Genomic DNA, 17,309 nt, shown 5'->3' with positions numbered 1-17,309 from the left:
AACGAATACGCAAAGTATATGTAATTTTCTAAATGACAGGCAGGCGCTAGATCGCTTGGCAGCGTCGAGACCACGGAGATTGCGATGATGCACCTGCCGCTGACCTTCCTCTCCCCTCTGCTCTTGCTGGCTGCGGCCCTGCCATTGGCGTTTACCCCGGGGCGCCGCCCGGGACGATTGCCGCGGCTGGCGGAAGTAGCGGCGCATGCCGCCCTTGGGCTGGCACTGGCGGGGGTGGGTCAGCTTTGGTTGACCGGCGCGCAGACCCTGGACGTGGCTGGCTTGCCGGTTGCGCGGCTGGATGCAGTCAGCGTGACGATGGCGGTGCTGGTGGCCTTTGTGGGCTGGGTCGTCGTCCGCTACGCCCGCCGCTATCTGGACGGCGAGGACCGGGAGGGGCGCTTTCACTGTTTGACGCTGATTGCGGTGGCCTCGGTCCTGCTGCTGATCCAGGCGGCAAGCCTGCCGGTGCTGGTGGCGGGTTTCGTCGCGACGGGTCTGGTCCTGCGGCAGCTTCTGCTGTTCTACCCCGACCGACCCGAAGCGCAGCGGGCGGCGGCCAAGTTCATCCGGGTCTGGGGCGCGGGCGATCTGGCGCTGATCGCGGGGTCAGTCCTCTTGTGGACCGCCTTTGGCACGGTCGAGATCGCCGCCCTGACCCAGGTCCCGGGCTTGGGTGCGCTGGGGCAGGGGGCGGTCGCGCTGATCGTCCTTGCTGCGGTCCTGAAGACGGCGGCCTTCCCGTTGCACGGCTGGCTGACCGAGGTGATGGAGGCCCCGACGCCGGTCTCGGCACTGCTGCACGCGGGGATCATCAACTCTGGCGGGGTCCTGCTGATCACGCTGGCGGGGCTGGTGCAGCACAGTGCAGGCGCGATGGCGGCGCTGGTGGTGCTGGGCGGGTTCACCGCGCTGTTCGGCGCGCTGGTGATGCTGACGCAAAGCGCGGTGAAGACGGCGCTGGCCTGGTCCACGGTGGCGCAGATGGGCTTCATGCTGCTGCAATGCGGGCTGGGTCTCTGGGCGCTGGCCTTGCTGCACATCGTTGCCCATTCGCTGTACAAGGCGCACGCGTTCCTGTCCTCGGGCGGGGCGGTCAAGGCGGTGAACGCGGTCCGGAAGCCTGGTCCCGTGGCGGTGCCCGGGCTGTGGGCGGTGGCGCGGTCCTTTGCGCTGGCGCTGGCCTTGTATGTGGCGGTCGCCGCAGCCTTCACGGCGCTTATGGGCGAGAAGTCGCCGCAGGCGCTGGCGCTTGGCACCATACTGATCTTCGGGGTGTCCTACCTGATCGCGCAAGGCCTGGCCGATGCCGCGCCCGGAGCCCTGACCCGGCGCACCGTTGCGGCCTCGCTGGCGGCGGCGCTGGCCTATTTCAGCTTCCAGGTCGTGGCCCAGCATGTCTGGGGTGCCTTCCTGCCCGCCGTCCCGGTAGCGGGTCCGCTGGAATGGGCGCTGATCGTGCTGGCGGTCCTGTCCTTCGCGCTGGTGGCCTTTGCCCAGGCGCTGTTCCCCTTGTGGGCGCACCACCCCTCGACCGCCGGGCTGCGGGTGCATCTGGCGAACGGGTTGTACCTCAACGCGCTTCTGGACCGCATGATCGGCGGGTTCCGGACGGCCGCGAAGAACTGACCCCAAAATCCTGACCTGATGGAGGCCAAGATGTTTCTCAAGCACACGCAGATCGCCCCTTCGCTTGCCTCGCAACTCCTGACTGCTGCCGAGGCGGCGGCACGTGCGATCCCGCCGGCTTTCCCACTGGACGCGACTGTCGCGGTGAACCCCTTTCTGGGTCAGACCGGCGAGGATCTGGCCCAGGCCTCGGCCCGGCTGGCCCGGGTGGCGGGGGTGAGGTTGACCCAGCCGCGCGCTGATCTCGCCGCGAAAGTGATTGCGGAAGAGATCACGGATGATGATCTGGCTGCCGCCCTGATCGCCTCGCCCTCGCCGGTGAAGCCGCGCGATCTGGTCCTGCTCAAGGCGCGGATGCACAGCCCGGCGCCAGCGGTGCAGGCGCTGCCTACGGTGGCGGAACTGGCGGCGAACGCCACCGGCACCGACTGGCCTGCCGTCATCGCGCGCAGCTTCGGGCTTTGGGCGGCGGGGTTCTTCGACCGGGGGCAGGCCTTGTGGACACCGCGGCCGGGGCACGGGGCATACGCCGCCTGGCGGGAATGGGCGACGCATGATCTGACGCCCGAGATCGCCGGGCTGACCGGCTTCTGCGCCCATGTGTCGGAGGCGCCCGACACCGCCGACCGTGCCGTCCTGCGCGCGGCCGAGCGGCTGGGGCTGACGGTGGAGGCGGCTGAAACGGCTCTTCACCGGCTGCTTGTCGACCTGGGTGGCTGGCCGATGCATGCGCGCTGGCTGTTGTGGCAGGCAGAGCTGCAAGGCGGGACCGATGCCACGCTGACCGATCTTCTGGCGATCCGGCTGGTCTGGGAGGAGGCGCTGCTGGCGCAGTGCCCGGGCGTCGCGGATGACTGGCAGGCAGTGGTTCAGGCGCATGGCGCGCCGCTCATGGCCTCGGCCGATCAGGCGCTGGATGCGGTGCTGCAGGATGCGGCCGAGCGGGCACATCAGCGCAGGCTAGCGGGGCTTCTTTCCGGCCCGCAGGTCCGGGCGGGGCGGGCCAGCCTGCAGGCGGCCTTCTGCATCGACGTGCGTTCGGAAGTCCTGCGCCGGGCGCTGGAGGCGCAGGACCAAGGGATCGAGACCATCGGTTTCGCAGGCTTCTTCGGCCTGCCCGTGGCGCACCGGCCGGAAGGCACGGACGAGGTGCAGAAGCACCTGCCTGCGCTGTTGAACGCCGCGCTGATCTCGACCAGCCACGGCGACGAGGCACATGAGACGGAAACCCGGATCAAGGCCCGGGCCAAGCGCGCCTGGGGCCGGTTCCGGCAGGCGGCGGTATCCTCTTTCGCCTTCGTCGAGGCGGCGGGGCCGGGCTATGGCGCAAAGCTGGTGAAGGACGCGCTGGGGCTGGGGGCCGAAGGGCTTACCCGCGGCCCGATGCCACGGATCGAGGGCGGGCTGTCGCCCGAGGCCAAGGCCAGGACGGCGGCGGCGGTCCTTCGGGCGATGAGCCTGACCGAAGGCCACGCGCGACTGGTCCTGCTGATAGGCCACGGGGCACAGGTGACGAACAACCCGCATGAAAGCGCCTATCATTGCGGGGCCTGCTGCGGCCAGACCGGGGAGGTGTCGGCGCGGCTGCTGGCGGCGCTGCTGAACGACCCCGAGACAAGGGCGGGCCTTCCGGCGCAGGGTCTGTCCTTGCGCGACGACACGTTGTTCGTGGCAGGGCTGCACGACACGGTGACGGACAAGGTGACGCTTTTCCGCGACACGCCCGCGCCGGATCATGCGGCGGAGCTGCGGCAGGCCGAAGCCTGGCTGGCAAGGGCGGGAAAGCTGTCGCGGGCGGAACGGTCCCTGCGGCTGCCGGGGGCCGGCGGAGAGGATCTGGCGAAGCGGGCCGCGGACTGGGCCGAGGTGCGGCCCGAATGGGGGCTGGCGGGCTGCGGGGCCTTCATTGCGGCGCCGCGCGCGGCGACCTCGGGCCGCGATTTGCAGGGCCGGGCGTTCCTGCACAGCTATGACTGGCAGGCGGACAAGGGTTTTGCCACGCTGGAGCTGATCCTGACCGCGCCGGTCGTCGTCGCCAGCTGGATCAGCCTGCAATACTACGGCTCGACCGTCGCGCCGCAGCTGTTCGGCGGCGGCAACAAGCTGATCCACAATGTTGTCGGCGGGATCGGGGTGGTCGAGGGCAACGGCGGCTTGCTGCGCCCTGGCCTGCCGATCCAGTCGGTGCATGACGGCGAGCGTCCGGCGCATGAGGCGCTGCGGCTGTCGGTGATGATCGAGGCGCCGGTGCAGGCGATGACGGAGGTCCTGCGCAAGCATCAGGGCGTGCGGCAGCTGTTCGACAACGGCTGGCTGCATCTCTTTGCGCTGAAGGAGGGCCGGGTCCATGCCCGCTATGTGACAGGGCTGCTGTGGGAGCCTGCCCAGACGCAGGACCGGACGTCTGCGGCAGCATAAGGGCCGAGAGCAGCCGGATGGTGTCGGGCGTGCGGACCGAAGCCACGGAGGGGCTGAGAACGTCGCGGCTTTGCGCCAACCTCGGTCCAGCCACTGGCGCAGGCGGCGGGGGCGACCATTGCGGCTATTGCCTGCCGTTTCGGAGGGAAAGACGGCTTGCGGCTGGCTTGCGCCGAGGAGTTCGGTCGCCGGATGAGCCTTGCCGCAGGGTCGGTAACCTTTGGTCCCGGTCACAGCCCGAAAGCCTCGCGAGAAGACCTTCGGCAGTGGATGAAGCTTTTCGCGGACGCAGGACCAGTGGTGCCCCACATGGACCCCGAGTCCGAGGGCCGACGGCTGGAGCGGGAACTGGTGCGGGCAACTGAGGAGCGCGATACCTCTAAGGAGGATGAGCTTCGGTACGTCACTGCCGCCACATTGGCGGCACACGCGGTTTTCAAGTGCGAACGTCGACAAAGCCTTCTTCAGCCAGTCGGCCAAGCAGCGTCATCGTGTCTTCCAGCAAACTCTGCGACGGTTCGTTCGGGAACAGACTGCTGAGGTGGCGAGCGATTGTCCGTGCCGTGGTAGGTCGCGCCAGAAGGGACCAGATGGCTTGGGCGGTCGGGTTGAGGTGCCACAGCATGCCGTCGCCTACTCGCCACAGGAAGGCCGCATCGCCTATGCGGCGTGTCGCTGTTCCCACGGAACGGCGGCAGCGGACAGATGGAGCAAGGCCCGGGTCCGAATGGGTCGCGGATGGAACTGACCGAATCGGTTGGGCTACAGCCACAGCATCCGCGACGTTTCTTCCATCTGCCGGAAATGCGCCCAGCAGAAGGGCAGCGGCCTCATCCAGGTCGGAGTAGACCAGGCGCAGTCCCACCAATCGGGACGAAAGCTCCCTTGCAGCGTCGAACATTGCTTCGGGTCCGACAGGCCCGGCGATGCTGCGCTCCACCACAGTGCGCAGAAGCTCATCGGCGGGCAGCGCGTGCAGCGCGGCCGGAGCAGCAGGTCGACGGTCGAGCAGGATGAGGGCCTCGGCCTTCACGCGCCGACCATGGGGTGCAAGCGCCGGCGTCAACAGGTATCCGTAGCGGTCGTCAAAGGGTCCCAGCCACTGCTTCACATAGGTCGTGAAGTGAGGTGTCGCTGTATCCGGAAGCGGAAGCCGCAGGCGGGGAGCCAGGCCAAGGCCGACGACACTGCCGTCAGCCACGACCGGGAGAACATCATCGCCCAGCAGCTCGGTCCCCGCTTCGCTGGAAAGCCGGGCTACCAGAGTGGATTTGCCAGCCCGCCGCTCTCCAGCCAGGATGACGCCGCGCCCGCCGATCAAGACCCCACCACAATGCAGACCGAACACATGGTCGCCGGTCAGGTCCGAGTAGGCCTGCGACAGGTCCGCCAACACAACGCAAATGGCTGTCGCCGGAAAGAGATTGTCGAGCGGCTCGTCAAGATAACGGGAATGGGCCCGGAACCGCCCTTGTCCCCGAGGCTCGATCACACAGAGTGGAGGAGTGGACCCACCCTGTTCGGCGGAAAGGGGCACACGGCGGTATGGCCAACCGACAATACATTGGTCGAATGCATGCAACACAGACGGATCATCGGGCAGGACCACGGGCGATGGGACACCCGCGAAATGCATCTCGCAAAGGTCTGGCACGGAGAGCGTCTCGCCCTCCGTGCCCGAAATGCCATTGGAATCGGTCCCGGCCATGTCAGCTGCCTTGCAGCAGTCGCCGCAACCACAGCGGAATTTCATCACCGCTGCGCTGTCCGCTGCGCGAGGGGCGAGAATTGCCGCCGCGGGAAGGACCCGAGTTGCCGCCACGCGACGGACCCGAGTTGGCGCTACTCGAGGGGCTGGAATTGCCGCTGCTCGAGGGACCCGAGTTTCCGCCGGATGACCCCGAGCTGCCGCTGGCGCGCGCAGCATCCAGCCCGATCATTGCAGGGGCGACGTAGACTGCACCTGCTGCAAGGCCGACACGCGCAAGCAGACGACGGCGGGTCATCGGGTTCGAGGGGTTGGGATTCTTCTTCATCATCATGTCCTTTCGATGCTGCGGTTCATTTCAGGTAGAAGGACAACGATCCGGGATGCGGCTTTATTCCCCGCTCAGTCGATATTCTTCCACCATTCCGTCGGCAGAGTCCGCAAGGCATTGATTTGGCGACGATACGATGCCGTACCCGAAGATCGGGTCGCGCCCGGGCTCGCCCAGGTCCAGGGCGCAGCGGGACAGTTCGGCTACAGCTTCCGCCATTGGCTTCGCCGGAACCCGCAGCTGCTCAACCGCGAGGGCGGCCGTCACGAAGGGCGCGGCATAGGATGTTCCCGACCTGAGACGCCCACCGCTGATGGAAGCGGCGGTCCAAAGGTTCACCCCCGGCGCGGCAAATGCCACATGAGTGCCCCGCGCCGCTTGTCGATAGGTCTTCAGGTCGGAATCGACGGCTGTAACCGCAAGGACGCCCGGCCAGGCAGCCGGATAGGCGGGTGGCGCCCCCGGGCCGTCATTTCCCACGGCAGCCACAAGGCCGATGTCCTGCGCAAGCGCCTCTGCCACAACCCGCCCGAACACCGCGTTCTCAGGCCCTGAAAACGACAGGTTCACCACCTGCACCCTGGCGTCGATCAGCTGCTGTAGTGCATCGGCAAGTGCAAAGGCATCTGCCGCTTCGCCAGTGCCACCCTGGTGAAACGCCTCGACGGCGATCAGTTCGGCATAGGGCAAAAGTCCGGGAACCCTGCTGTCCAGTCGGCCGATCAGCATGGCCGCGATGGCTGTGCCATGCTGACGTCCGGCTGCGTTCCGCTCGGCCAGGTTGGCTTGCAGAACGGTCAGCTTCTGACCGGAGAGCGCGTCGTGATCGACGTTGACCCCGGTGTCAATCATGCCCAACCGTGGGGCAAGTGCACTGGGCCAACCGCTCCAGCCAACCGTTGCATGCGCGTCGCACAGACCGTCGCGGCACAAGAAGTCATCCGGTGTGTAAAGATGGTTCAGATCTGCCGTTGTCCCCGGCAAGAGTTGCGCCAGTTCGGCGATGGCCTCTGCCGGCGTCCTCCCTGCAGGCAGCGCTATGCGCAAGAGGTCGGTCCCGACCACGCCGGACCGTTCTGACAGGACGACATAGCCTGCTGCGAGCGCTGCTTCTCGTGTCAGTCCGGAAGGAACCAGCGCCACCACTTCGGGTGGCGGCGGCGGAACTGCCCGCACAGTGCGCCTTGGCGGCTCTCGCCGTGCCGGCGCGGGCCGAGAGGCGCCGGACCCGCCTCCGGAGGACCCACCGCTTGGTCCGCTGTCGCCACCGCTGGTGCTGGCGCGCGCGGTCGAAACCGGCGTAAGTGACGGCGCAACATAGATCATTGCGCTAGCCAGCCCCAACCGCTTGAGCAAGGCGCGGCGGCCGCGGTCTTCGGGCTGATCCGTTGGCATCCTGAAAACTCCTTCTTCATGTCCGTGCCTGTGCGCGACAGACAGCAATCCGCTACGTAAACGGCATTGAGAGGCGATCTATTCCGCAATCTCTGTGGAAAAAGTTGCGCGACGCCGATTTGGGCAGAGAAACTCTTTGCGTCCTACGGAATAATTCCAGCCGTCAGCCGTTCTTCATTGGCAAGTTCGGATACGGAACCACCGGGGCACGGATGCAAGACGACATCAGGGACGAGATGATCCGCCTGCTGCCCAGACTGCGTGCATTTGCAAGGAGTCTGACGCGCTCGGCCGATGCGGCGGACGACCTTGTGCAGCAGTGCTGCGAAAGGGCTTTGGGCCGGATTGCTTCGTTCCAGCCGGGTACAAGACTGGATGTCTGGTTGTTCCGCATCTTGCGCAACAGCTGGATCGACACCTTGCGTACGCGGCGCGCAACCGTTGCACTGGATGACCTGGAGTCTGGCGGGATCGAGCTGATTGGCGAAGATGGCCGCCGCACGGTCGAGGCCCGTCTGCATCTGTCGGCCGTGGAGCGTGCAATGTCAGCCTTGCCGCAGGACCAGCAGGACGTGCTCTCTGCAGTGTGCGTGGCTGGCCTTGGCTACCGCGAGGCAGCGGACCTGCTTGGCTTGCCGCAAGGCACCGTCATGAGTCGGCTTTCGCGCGCGCGCCAGGCATTGCACCAGGCGCTGAACTCGAATGTCGCCGAACTACGTCCCCGGACCTCCAAGATGCGGACCTGACCCGATGCAAGACCCCAGTGACGACATGCTTATGGCACTTGCCGATAACCAACTTCACGGCCCCGACGCCGATGCCCTGCGGCGATCAATCAATGCCGATCCGGCGCTGGCAGCCCGGTTCGCCGTCTTTGCGGACAGCCGGGCCGCACTGCAGGATGCCTTCGCGCCGGGGGCTACGCCGGATTGGCTGGAGGCATCGATCCGCAATGCGCCGATTGGTGATACGCGTCCGGGTGCCACTCTGGTCAGGTTTCCCCCGCGACGGGTAACGGCACCGACACTTGCGCTGGCGGCTTCGCTTCTGCTTGCCGTCGGAGTGGGCAGTTTTGTGGTCGGGCGTTCAGTTGCGCCCGCTTCAGCCACGGCCGACCCCGCGGCCCTTGCAGCGGCTGCGCTTGCGACCCTTGGTACCGGCGCGGAAACCATGCTTCCCGAGGTCGGAGTGGCACGCGTTCTGGGAAGCTACCAGACCGATCAAGGCCTGTGTCGGCTTCTGGATCTGGATCTGTCCGATGACCGATCCGAGCGTGCAGTCGTATGCCAAACGCCGGACCGAAGCTGGACGGTTGTAGCTGCAATCGCCGCAGGACAAACTGAAGTCTACATTCCGGCGTCTGATACCGCTGCCGCAGTAATCGATCAGGTGTTGGACGATCTTGGCGCAGGCTCGGCGCTGGATCTGGCCGAAGAGGCAGAGGCCTTGTCGCGCAATTGACGTTGAAAACCGACAGGATGTCTTTCGGACTCCTGAAAGCTGCTGCGCGGGCGCATTCCGGATAGCCGGGACGGTGACTCAATCTAGGGTCAGGACCCATCAATCGGCTTGAGACCGCCCGGCCTGCGTGATTCAAGCACCCGAAGTTGCGGGGGTGGTGACGAGCAGCCTTTTCTGGCTTGCCGGGGAGCATTTGGCACGGTTTAAGCCGTTTTTCCCGATAAATCCTGGCAAGCCGCATGTCGATGACCGGCGGGTGATGATTGGCATAATCTTCATCAATCGCAATGGATTGAGGTGGTGCGATGGTGAGGGGTGGGCCTGCCATCGGTTCGAGGGCCAGCCCGAACCGTGAGTATGGCCCGCCCAAGACGCGTTATGGGGGATCGCGGACCGGGGGTTATCGAGGCGGTGAGCGCCACCGGTTCGAGCGAACCGGCGAGGGACGGCTGGTTCCGAGAAGCGTTGAAAGACAAGGGGATACGAGCCTGCATCCCTGGTTGGACGTCGCGTGGCAAAGCTGTCCGCTACGACAAGCGCCGCTACCGCCGCCGCAACCGGATCGAGATCATGTTCGGCCGGCTGAAGGACCGGCGCAAAGTCGCAACCCGCAACGACAGATGTGCTAAGACCTTACTGTCCGCCGTCGCACTCGCCGAAACGGTCATGTTGTGGCTTTTGCTATCAATGAGTCTGGACCCTAGGGTCGCCCATCTAAGTATCCAAAATTTATTGGATTTTTTGGCTCCGGCGGTAGGCGTGTAGGGGTCTAACTTAACAGCGCAACACTCTCGGTATTTCGTTCAATATCAAGGGCTTGAGATAGCCACTGTCCTTCCCGATGGTCGGCCGTGTGTGCCTGACGTGGTGAATTTGTGTGCCTATACTCCTGCATCACAACGAGCAAGGCAAGCTCCGCCTTGGCCCGAATAGCTTGCCCGCGTCGGACAACCCTTTTTTACCTTCGCTTCGAAGCGGCTTGTATTGACGGGAGCTGACCGAACGGTAGCGCTGATACTTCGCTGAGGGTAAGCCCTTCAAAGATTTCGGCGCGCCAATCCAGCAAACCTCGAATGTCGTGAGCGAAGCCAAACTCCTCTACGCGAACTCGAAGCTCCTTGTAGGTGCTCCCGTCCTTCTGAATTTCAACAATTTGATCTTCGGTTTGCTGTGATCTGAACGACGCTACGATTACCCCAATAACCGTTTCGTCCAAAGTAAATATCGGCCCTCCACTCGACCCTGGGCCAGTAAGGAAGCTTAGCTCAAACCCATTGGGATGAGTGCCGATCACGATATCTCTGGGGACCGTGGGCCGCTGGATGTGACCTTTGTAGCCTCTTACATTCATCCATAGTGTTTGCTGATCAATTACTGCTGCGCTGTCAGGGTAGCCCAAGCCAGCGACATCAGTCCAAACACTTACCTGCGCATTTGCGACCTTCAATGGCGTTGGGGGGAAATATCCCGACTTTCCGGCTGTTATGTCATAGGGCGCAGGGGCATGTTCATACGTTTTCAGTGGGATAATAGTGCTTTGCTCTTGTCGGCCTTGGTCCGCCTTGACAACCAAGCCGACAAGGTGGCCTTTCTCATCCGCGAAACTCTGTGCCTCGTCGACCACGTGCCTTGCCGTGAGAAAGAAGCCATTGTTGCCGAAATAGAAGGCCGTTCCAAACAGCTTCTTAAGATCGGCTTCTTCCTCGTGAATGGTGTAGCTGCAGATTGGCACAACATAGCTTTGAAGATAACTCATGAGGGTCTTCCGGAGGTGGCAGCGAAACTGGGAGCCGACTTCAGCGCAAAATCGGCTCGGCTGATCACTACTACGTTTATAGGCAAGAAATCAGCGAAAAAATCTGAGGGCCTGACCTGAACAGGTGAAGCCGCGCAGTCCCCCCGGTGGCCCCCTTCAATCCATCATCCGGGACACCCCACACTGCGCCCAGCCATAGCCTCGCAGGGCACGGTCTAGCGGGACGCCTCACGGTATCCCTCACGGTGTCCCATACGAATGGTCTTGACGATTTGAGACAAGGTCGTGTATCAGGTCTAAGACCCAGTGAGACAGGAGACGCTCGCCATGCTGATCGGATACGCCCGAACCTCCACCCTTGACCAGAAGGCCGGGCTTGAAGCCCAGGAACGCGACCTTGCCACGGCAGGGTGCGAGAGGTTCTTTGTGGAGCAAGTGTCCAGCGTGGACGTAGCGATGCGGGAGAAGCTGGCAGAGGCCCTCTTGTTCGCCCGTCAGGGTGACACACTGGTAGTCACTAAGCTGGACCGCTTGGCCCGCTCTGTGGCCCATCTGGTGGACCTCTTGGGGCAGCTAGAGGCAAAGGGGGTGGCCCTCCGTATACTCGCTATGGGCATTGATACCTCGACCCCCACGGGGAAGCTGATGCTGACCATCCTCGGTGGCGTGGCGGAGTTTGAACGGGAGATCATGCTTGAGCGCCAGCGGGAAGGTATCGCCAAGGCGAAGGCCGAAGGCAAATACAAGGGCAGGGCACCCACCGCACGGGCCAAGGCCGATGACGTGGTGAAGCTGCACCGGCAGGGCATCGGCGGGACAGAGATCGCCAAGCGCCTCGGCATCGGTCGGGCCAGCGTCTACCGCATCCTTGATGGCGTTCAGGGCGACGGGGTCTAGGCGATGGAGATGGCGCTGCAAGTCATCGGATGGGCTGTCATCATCGGCATGACTGCCGGGGCGATTGGTTCGGTTTGGCTGAACCTGTGAGCGGAGGGGACAGAATACGGAGCGGAAATGCATCACTCTGTCCCTCCATCTGTCTCATCATCCTGACCCCCAGAGATCACCTCGGGGGTGCACCCTCTGGACACGAATACTTCATCCCCATACGGGCAAAATCGTAGCCCTCACACGGCACCCCGTACACGAGCCTTGGCTCCACTTGTCCCCACGCGGGAACCAGCCCTTCCGCATATCGCAACCATCCCCATCTGCGTAGAGGTCCAGGAAACGCTCTTGCCGCGTGTTCCAGCGCAGTGCGTCAATCTCTTGAACGCAAAGCTCGGATGAAGCTCGAGAGGCGCAAGCGTGAAAACGACGGGTTCCGTATGAACGCAAGTGCTATCATCGCGAGTAGAAAAGCCCCAAGGCCGCTCCCGTGTACGAACCCGATCGTAAGGTCTGCCTGTGATATCAGCAAAACGATGCGATCGAAGCGATCAACTGTGTCGGGTGGTAGCACTGCGGCCTCCTTACGCTCAAGAGCGATATGCAACGCCAGGAAGCCGTTGTTGCATGAATACGATTATCATCGAAGCATCCGGCCTGTCAACATCGCTAAGGGTTGCTCCCCACATACTGAGGAGAGGTGCACACGTGCGTTCGACTGCGGAGGCACGCCTTGGGTTGAGATGCGCCGAGCAAATCTCTCTTAACTAAAGGGGCCGACCATGTGGGATGGTTGAATTTCTCTATGGTAGAGATCGAAGGTTCGCGTTCAAATGCGACAGGAGATTCGTGTATGAGGCATTCGCGAAATGTTTGGCAGAGAGATACTCGCTTACGCTGACGCGTTGACGGATGAACTTAAGGCTCCGGCAAATTGGGTTGCGGCATACGTCGACAGCTCTCTGGCCTGGCCTGTAACGCCGCAAAAGATCATCTACCTTGGCACTGAATTCTGGGTCATTCCAGCCACTACGGACGCATATCCGGGAATAGCAGTGAAGTCTCCACGCGGGGAAAATCAGGCCGCAAAAGAGGCGATCTTGAGATTCCTCAGTGTGTTGGCATGGGTGGAGGGCAAGGGGCTAATTCCAGTTCACTATGGCGGTGGGGGCAGACTCTACGCTTTTATTCGGCCAAAAGGCGCCATGCTGAACGTTCGAGACAAGTTCGATTTGAGATATCTACCCGAGGTAACGGATCATAAACAGAAACTTGCAATTGCGCTAATGAGAGAGGCGCGCGGGCTACAGCACGTCGCATTCTCCTTCCTCTCATTCTATCGTGTTCTAGAGGTCGCTGTCGGGAAGAAGAAAATTGCGACTTGGATCGCTGGCGCTCTGGGGCGGCTGAGGGACGGAAGAGCAAAGGATTCTCTGAATAAACTCCATGCTTCTGGAATAGCAGACATTGCAAGTCATTTGTATGTCTCTGGCCGATGCGCTATTGCTCATGCGGGGGGTAATCCTATTGTTGATCCTGATGACCCGACCGACGCTGCTAGGCTATATGAGGAGCGCCCTCTGATAGAAGGTCTAGCCGAGCTTGCGATCGAAGAAGAATTGGGTCTTCAAACAGCACGCACTGTGTATCGGGAGCATCTTTACGAACTCGCGGGCTTCAAGGCGAAGTTTGGTCCCGCGATTGTTCGATCTCTACAGGCCGGTGAAGCTGTAGGGCCCGCTTTGGTTGACATTCCGACGATAGATTTCCAGCTTGAGGGTCGTGGGCCGTTTGAAGCACTCAAGAGTCTCCAGCCCAAGATGTTTGCCCAAGAGGGGAAGATTGTGCACGTTGAATACGAGAATCGCGTCAACGGGCTGTGTGTGAAATTTAACCTTAACTTCGAGACCGAGCGCCTTGATTTCGATATCCACAACGGAATCTTTGGGCAATCCGACGACGGAAGTGCAGCCTACGCTCAGAGTAAGGCAGAGGTCATGGAATTCATGAAGTGGTACTATGCAAATGGTTGCTTAAGACTTACCGATTCGGCCACCGGTGATTTAATTTCACGCAAGGATGAGTTTATTCCCGTGAATGTCATGATGGATCATGACGTAATGGACGCTCAAATTGATGAGTGGCGGAAGCTTGCTGAAGTTCGGCGCAAGGACCAATAGCTGGGGAGCACGCGGCGAAGCTAGAACGGAGCGCGATATTAGATCGCGAATATCGTCTACGTCTCGAGTTCCGACTTTGCTATCCCAGTGAAAGTATGCGCTTCCAAACCGCTGATTATGAAGGTGCAATGCAAGCGGAAGACGGACCAAACCTCGAGGCCTGACGCGGGCCAGTTGCTGGGCACCTTTGGGGAGGGGGAGTATGGGCTTTATGTGAACCTTGGGTCCTACAGCCGCAGCGCCGTGGAGTTGGAACGGAATCGCGCGAAGCTGCGCCTGATCGACGGAGAGCAGTTTGTCGAAATGGTGCTGAGCAACTATGCGAAGCTCGCGCCGCGCTACCGCTCGCTCATCCCGCTCAAGCAGATATACGTTCCCGACCTGACAGACGGGTGAGGGGCGATTACCCCGCATCTTAGGGGTGGGTCGATTACCGCCTATCTTAGGACGAAGCGAATTTCCCTTATCTTAGGAAAGCCGATTACCACCCATCTTAGGTAAGCGGGTGATACCGCCTATCCTAAGAACGATTGGATTACCCCTCCGCTTAGGGACTGGCGGTTTGGGGGATCGCCGATTTCCACTCCGTTTAGGAGTAGTCTGTAAGCCTTCACTCCCCGCGCCGGTTACTCCCCCTGTTTCGGGCTGCAATTACCCCTTCGCCTAGGAGAGGCACCGATGACCGCTCATCCTAAGACGCATGTGGGCCCAGCCTTCCCGCGCCGGTAGCTCGCGCACTGCAACCACCACAGCGCAACGATTGTCCTTCCAACCTCCCCCGTCTCCCCCGGGGAACACTCACGCTCACCAAATCGAAAGACCAGAAAATGAACCACCAGACCATGACAAAGCCTACCTACGAAAACCTACCCCCCGCAAACGCAAGCGGTGCCCAGCCCTCCGAGGGCCAGACCCGCATTTCGATCTATTCTGATGGATCATCCATCGGGAACCCCGGCTATGGCGGCTATGGCGTTGTCATCCTCCGCCTGGACGCCTCCGGCGAAGTGATCAAGAGACGTGAAATCTCCGGCCCTGCCGACGAGATCACCACGAACATCCGCATGGAAATGACCGCCGTGTGCGTTGCCATTGAGAGCCTTGGGTCCGTCACCGACGAACCGATCACGGCCCACTGTGACGCCAACCTGATCCCCAACGCGATGAACCTTTGGCTGCCCAACTGGAAAGCAAGGGGCTGGCGCAAGGGGGATGGGAAGCCTGTGGAGAATCCTGACCTCTGGGAGCGCCTTGAGCGGGCCGCAAAGGGGCGCAACATCACTTGGGCGTGGGTTCGCGGCCACAACGGCTCCGAGCATAACGAGCGGGCCGACAGGCTGGCATACCGTGCTGCCCGGAAGGCAGAGGCCAAGGCTACCGAGGGGCGCTGATGCCATTCGACGCAATGGGGCAGGGGGTGGCGATATGCTGCCCTCGCTGCCAAGTGGACTTTTTGCCCGGTCGCAAGAACCAGAAGTATTGCAGCCAACCCTGCCAGAAGTCTGCATCCCGCAACGCCGCCAGAGGCACCCGCACAGTGGACGCCAGCCCCGACCTTCGGAGACGGTCGCTGGTGCACTACGACACCGCCATGCGGCTGGCAGAGATGGTCTACACGGCACCACCGAACAAGCGGCTCGGGCTGATGTCAGACCTGATCCGGCGGGCAAGGGGTGGCGACAGGAAGTTGCGAAACATCTTGACCGATCCGACGCTCTTGCGCGCCAGCCCAGACGACAAGAGCCTATTCTTTCGCCGCGCCCCTGCCAGCTACCGGACTATCGCTCAAGCCGCAGACGCCTATTGCAGGATGTTCTGGGGACAGGGCGTCCGGGCGGTTGTGTCCGGCGAATGCCCTGAGCCTCCGACCGGGGAGGCGGGAGACACCGAAGGTCACGCCCCTTCACGTCCCGACCGCCAAAGGAAGGCCCCGTGCCGTCCCGAAGGCTGGGACTTTGCCGACACCTTGCGGCCCATCTGCAAGGGTTTCCTTTGGCTTACCTTGGGCAGGGCCAAGACCCGTGAGCTACGAGCGTTGGGCGGCTGTCCTGAAATCCGCCCTCCGCATACGTAGTAATGCATCTAGAGGGGGCCGACCACGGGCCCTTGAGTTGTCATTGAAGGGCATCAACGACCGACGCCCCCCCTTAATCGGCTACCTCCGACAAGCCGAAAGCCCGCCTCATCGCCCGTGTCGTAACACGTAGCTTGGCAGCGTCCCCACCATAGACCCGTTCCCCCACGCCGCCCAAGGCGTGACCAAGGATTAGGTTCTGGTCTAGGGACGCGACCTCGGCCAGCATGAGCCTGTCTTTTATGTTGTGCCGGAGGGAGTGGACAACGTGCTTGGGGTCTGTGGTCACGGCTCTGACGTGTTTCATCAACGCCGCAGAGGCCGCATCGCCGCCCCTGACGTGCCCATAGTCGGCGAACAGAAGGTTGCCCTCACGGGGCAGCTTGAGGGCTTCCTTGGCCGCTTTCAGCGCGTCCCCGACCAACGGGACATACCGGCTAGAGGCGTCGGTCTTAAGCCTCCGGTTTTCGTGCCACGTCACCCGGATATGCGGGAGATCTCTGGTCACGTCCACGTCCTCCACCCGAAGGCCAGACACCTCGGACAAACGACACCCGGTCCCCTCAAGAAGCCGCCAGATCAGCGCCAAGTCACGCTTGGCATGACCTACGATCCTCTCCCTTGCCGCCTTCAACACCTTCTCGGGCAGTGGGTCGCGGTTCTCACTCTCCACCGACCGACCCCGCGTCTTGCCAACCGACAGGCCACTGAACGGGTTCTGAAAGGTGGCCGGGAGGGGCATTTCCCTGGCCGTGAAGTTGATGACGGCATTCAGGCCATTCAGGTCCCGTGCGACCGAAGCCGGGGAGATGGGCTTGCCCGTCACGGTCAACCGATCAAGCATGTAGTCGCGCACATTGCGGGCATCGTCACGGGTGAGGCTGGTAAGCACGGGGTCACGCCCCAGGGCTTCCTTCACCCTGCCGATGATCCGATCGGTATCGACTTCAAAGCGCCGGATTGCCTCAGGGGGTTCGTCGCTCCCACGTTCCTTGAGATAGAAGGCCTTGGCATCGCCCAAGGTGGGCTCCGGGGCCCTGTGTCCCTCTGGCCCGTGGCGAAGCAGGTTGATCATGTGTCGCTCTACCGGGGGCACCCCCTGCGGCTCATATTCATCCTGCGGATACGCCTCCGCCATGCTGTCAGCCGTCAATGCCAAATCCCGGTCACTGGCACCCGCTGCCACCAGATCAGCCCGACGCCGCAGCGCCTCCGCATACGCCTCACGCTCCGACGCTCCGGCCTTGGAAGCCGCCTCCGACCGCACACGACCCAACCGGGCCTCGGCAATCTCACGCTCCACCTCGGCATGATACCGGGGATAGGCCGCAAGCGCCTCTCGCTCCGACTCGCCCAGCTTCCGCTTGAACTCCCTCTTGGTGATGTTCGCGGAGACTTCCTTGGGCACCCTTCGGCGATACTGCCAACTGCCCGATTTGGTCCGTTCGACGTGCTTCAAAATGAGCCCC

General features: G+C 62.6%; 12 protein-coding genes and 2 pseudogenes. 10 read left to right on the top strand and 4 right to left on the bottom strand.

Going from position 1 to position 17,309, the window contains the following annotated elements:
• Positions 1-84 precede the first annotated feature (84 nt).
• The 3 genes and pseudogenes from E8M84_RS17600 to E8M84_RS21975 form a co-directional block, all read left to right on the top strand.
• Entirely contained in the window at positions 85-1,629 is a 1,545-nt protein-coding gene (locus E8M84_RS17600) for a proton-conducting transporter membrane subunit (RefSeq protein ID WP_205914633.1), read from the top strand.
• A 30-nt stretch (positions 1,630-1,659) separates the two neighbouring features.
• Positions 1,660-4,047 carry a YbcC family protein gene (locus E8M84_RS17595; protein ID WP_137112497.1) on the top strand — a complete coding sequence of 796 codons (2,388 nt, stop codon included), beginning with the start codon at positions 1,660-1,662 and terminating at the stop codon, positions 4,045-4,047.
• A 72-nt stretch (positions 4,048-4,119) separates the two neighbouring features.
• A pseudogene (locus E8M84_RS21975) lies at positions 4,120-4,587 on the top strand (hypothetical protein); the annotation flags it as partial.
• Here the strand turns inward: E8M84_RS21975 and E8M84_RS17585 are convergent.
• A complete protein-coding gene (locus E8M84_RS17585) occupies positions 4,484-5,755 on the bottom strand; it encodes a PqqD family protein (protein WP_170971979.1) in 1,272 nt (423 codons plus the stop codon). The pseudogene E8M84_RS21975 and the gene E8M84_RS17585 sit on opposite strands and share 104 nt — an antisense overlap.
• A gap of 391 nt (positions 5,756-6,146) precedes the next feature.
• Positions 6,147-6,938: a S8 family serine peptidase gene (locus tag E8M84_RS21700; RefSeq protein WP_240790438.1), complete on the bottom strand. Its 792-nt coding sequence runs from the start codon at positions 6,936-6,938 to the stop codon at positions 6,147-6,149.
• A gap of 647 nt (positions 6,939-7,585) precedes the next feature.
• Here E8M84_RS21700 and E8M84_RS17575 point away from each other — a divergent pair.
• The 3 genes and pseudogenes from E8M84_RS17575 to E8M84_RS21970 all read left to right on the top strand — a co-directional run.
• Entirely contained in the window at positions 7,586-8,227 is a 642-nt protein-coding gene (locus E8M84_RS17575) for an RNA polymerase sigma factor (RefSeq protein ID WP_240790437.1), read from the top strand.
• 31 nt (positions 8,228-8,258) lie between these two features.
• Complete coding sequence (locus tag E8M84_RS17570; protein ID WP_137112494.1) at positions 8,259-8,942, top strand: hypothetical protein; 684 nt, start codon at positions 8,259-8,261, stop codon at positions 8,940-8,942.
• A 157-nt stretch (positions 8,943-9,099) separates the two neighbouring features.
• Positions 9,100-9,620 (top strand): annotated as a pseudogene (locus E8M84_RS21970) (transposase); the annotation flags it as partial.
• Between the two features lie 280 nt (positions 9,621-9,900).
• Here E8M84_RS21970 and E8M84_RS17555 read toward each other — a convergent pair.
• Entirely contained in the window at positions 9,901-10,698 is a 798-nt protein-coding gene (locus E8M84_RS17555) for a serine protease (RefSeq protein WP_137112493.1), read from the bottom strand.
• 327 nt (positions 10,699-11,025) lie between these two features.
• Between E8M84_RS17555 and E8M84_RS17550 the strand changes: the two genes are divergently transcribed.
• The 4 genes from E8M84_RS17550 (at position 11,026) to E8M84_RS17535 (ending at position 15,157) form a co-directional block, all read left to right on the top strand.
• On the top strand, positions 11,026-11,595 hold the full coding sequence (locus tag E8M84_RS17550) for a recombinase family protein (protein WP_137112492.1): 570 nt from the start codon (positions 11,026-11,028) through the stop codon (positions 11,593-11,595).
• Between the two features lie 860 nt (positions 11,596-12,455).
• Complete coding sequence (gene mauJ, locus E8M84_RS17545; protein WP_137112491.1) at positions 12,456-13,766, top strand: methylamine utilization protein MauJ; 1,311 nt, start codon at positions 12,456-12,458, stop codon at positions 13,764-13,766.
• Positions 13,767-13,883: 117 nt separating this feature from the next.
• Positions 13,884-14,162, top strand: a complete 279-nt coding sequence (locus tag E8M84_RS17540; RefSeq protein ID WP_137112490.1) for a restriction endonuclease — start codon at positions 13,884-13,886, stop codon at positions 14,160-14,162.
• Between the two features lie 446 nt (positions 14,163-14,608).
• On the top strand, positions 14,609-15,157 hold the full coding sequence (locus tag E8M84_RS17535) for a ribonuclease H (RefSeq protein ID WP_137112489.1): 549 nt from the start codon (positions 14,609-14,611) through the stop codon (positions 15,155-15,157).
• A 756-nt stretch (positions 15,158-15,913) separates the two neighbouring features.
• On the opposite strand, the gene E8M84_RS17530 is transcribed toward E8M84_RS17535, so the two are convergent.
• On the bottom strand, positions 15,914-17,248 hold the full coding sequence (locus tag E8M84_RS17530) for a tyrosine-type recombinase/integrase (RefSeq protein WP_170971978.1): 1,335 nt from the start codon (positions 17,246-17,248) through the stop codon (positions 15,914-15,916).
• Positions 17,249-17,309 lie beyond the last annotated feature (61 nt).

Source organism: Rhodobacter sp. SY28-1 (assembly GCF_005222785.1).
Taxonomy (GTDB): Bacteria; Pseudomonadota; Alphaproteobacteria; order Rhodobacterales; family Rhodobacteraceae; genus Tabrizicola.
This window is presented reverse-complemented; position numbering and strand designations above follow the sequence as displayed.

Coding starts and splice junctions, on each gene's coding strand:
- E8M84_RS17600 (WP_205914633.1), top strand. CDS start 85: ATGATGCACCTGCCGCTGACCTTCCTCTCCCCTCTGCTCTTGCTGGCT.
- E8M84_RS17595 (WP_137112497.1), top strand. CDS start 1,660: ATGTTTCTCAAGCACACGCAGATCGCCCCTTCGCTTGCCTCGCAACTC.
- E8M84_RS17585 (WP_170971979.1), bottom strand. CDS start 5,755: ATGGCCGGGACCGATTCCAATGGCATTTCGGGCACGGAGGGCGAGACG.
- E8M84_RS21700 (WP_240790438.1), bottom strand. CDS start 6,938: ATGATTGACACCGGGGTCAACGTCGATCACGACGCGCTCTCCGGTCAG.
- E8M84_RS17570 (WP_137112494.1), top strand. CDS start 8,259: ATGGCACTTGCCGATAACCAACTTCACGGCCCCGACGCCGATGCCCTG.
- E8M84_RS17555 (WP_137112493.1), bottom strand. CDS start 10,698: ATGAGTTATCTTCAAAGCTATGTTGTGCCAATCTGCAGCTACACCATT.
- E8M84_RS17550 (WP_137112492.1), top strand. CDS start 11,026: ATGCTGATCGGATACGCCCGAACCTCCACCCTTGACCAGAAGGCCGGG.
- mauJ (WP_137112491.1), top strand. CDS start 12,456: ATGTTTGGCAGAGAGATACTCGCTTACGCTGACGCGTTGACGGATGAA.
- E8M84_RS17540 (WP_137112490.1), top strand. CDS start 13,884: ATGAAGGTGCAATGCAAGCGGAAGACGGACCAAACCTCGAGGCCTGAC.
- E8M84_RS17535 (WP_137112489.1), top strand. CDS start 14,609: ATGACAAAGCCTACCTACGAAAACCTACCCCCCGCAAACGCAAGCGGT.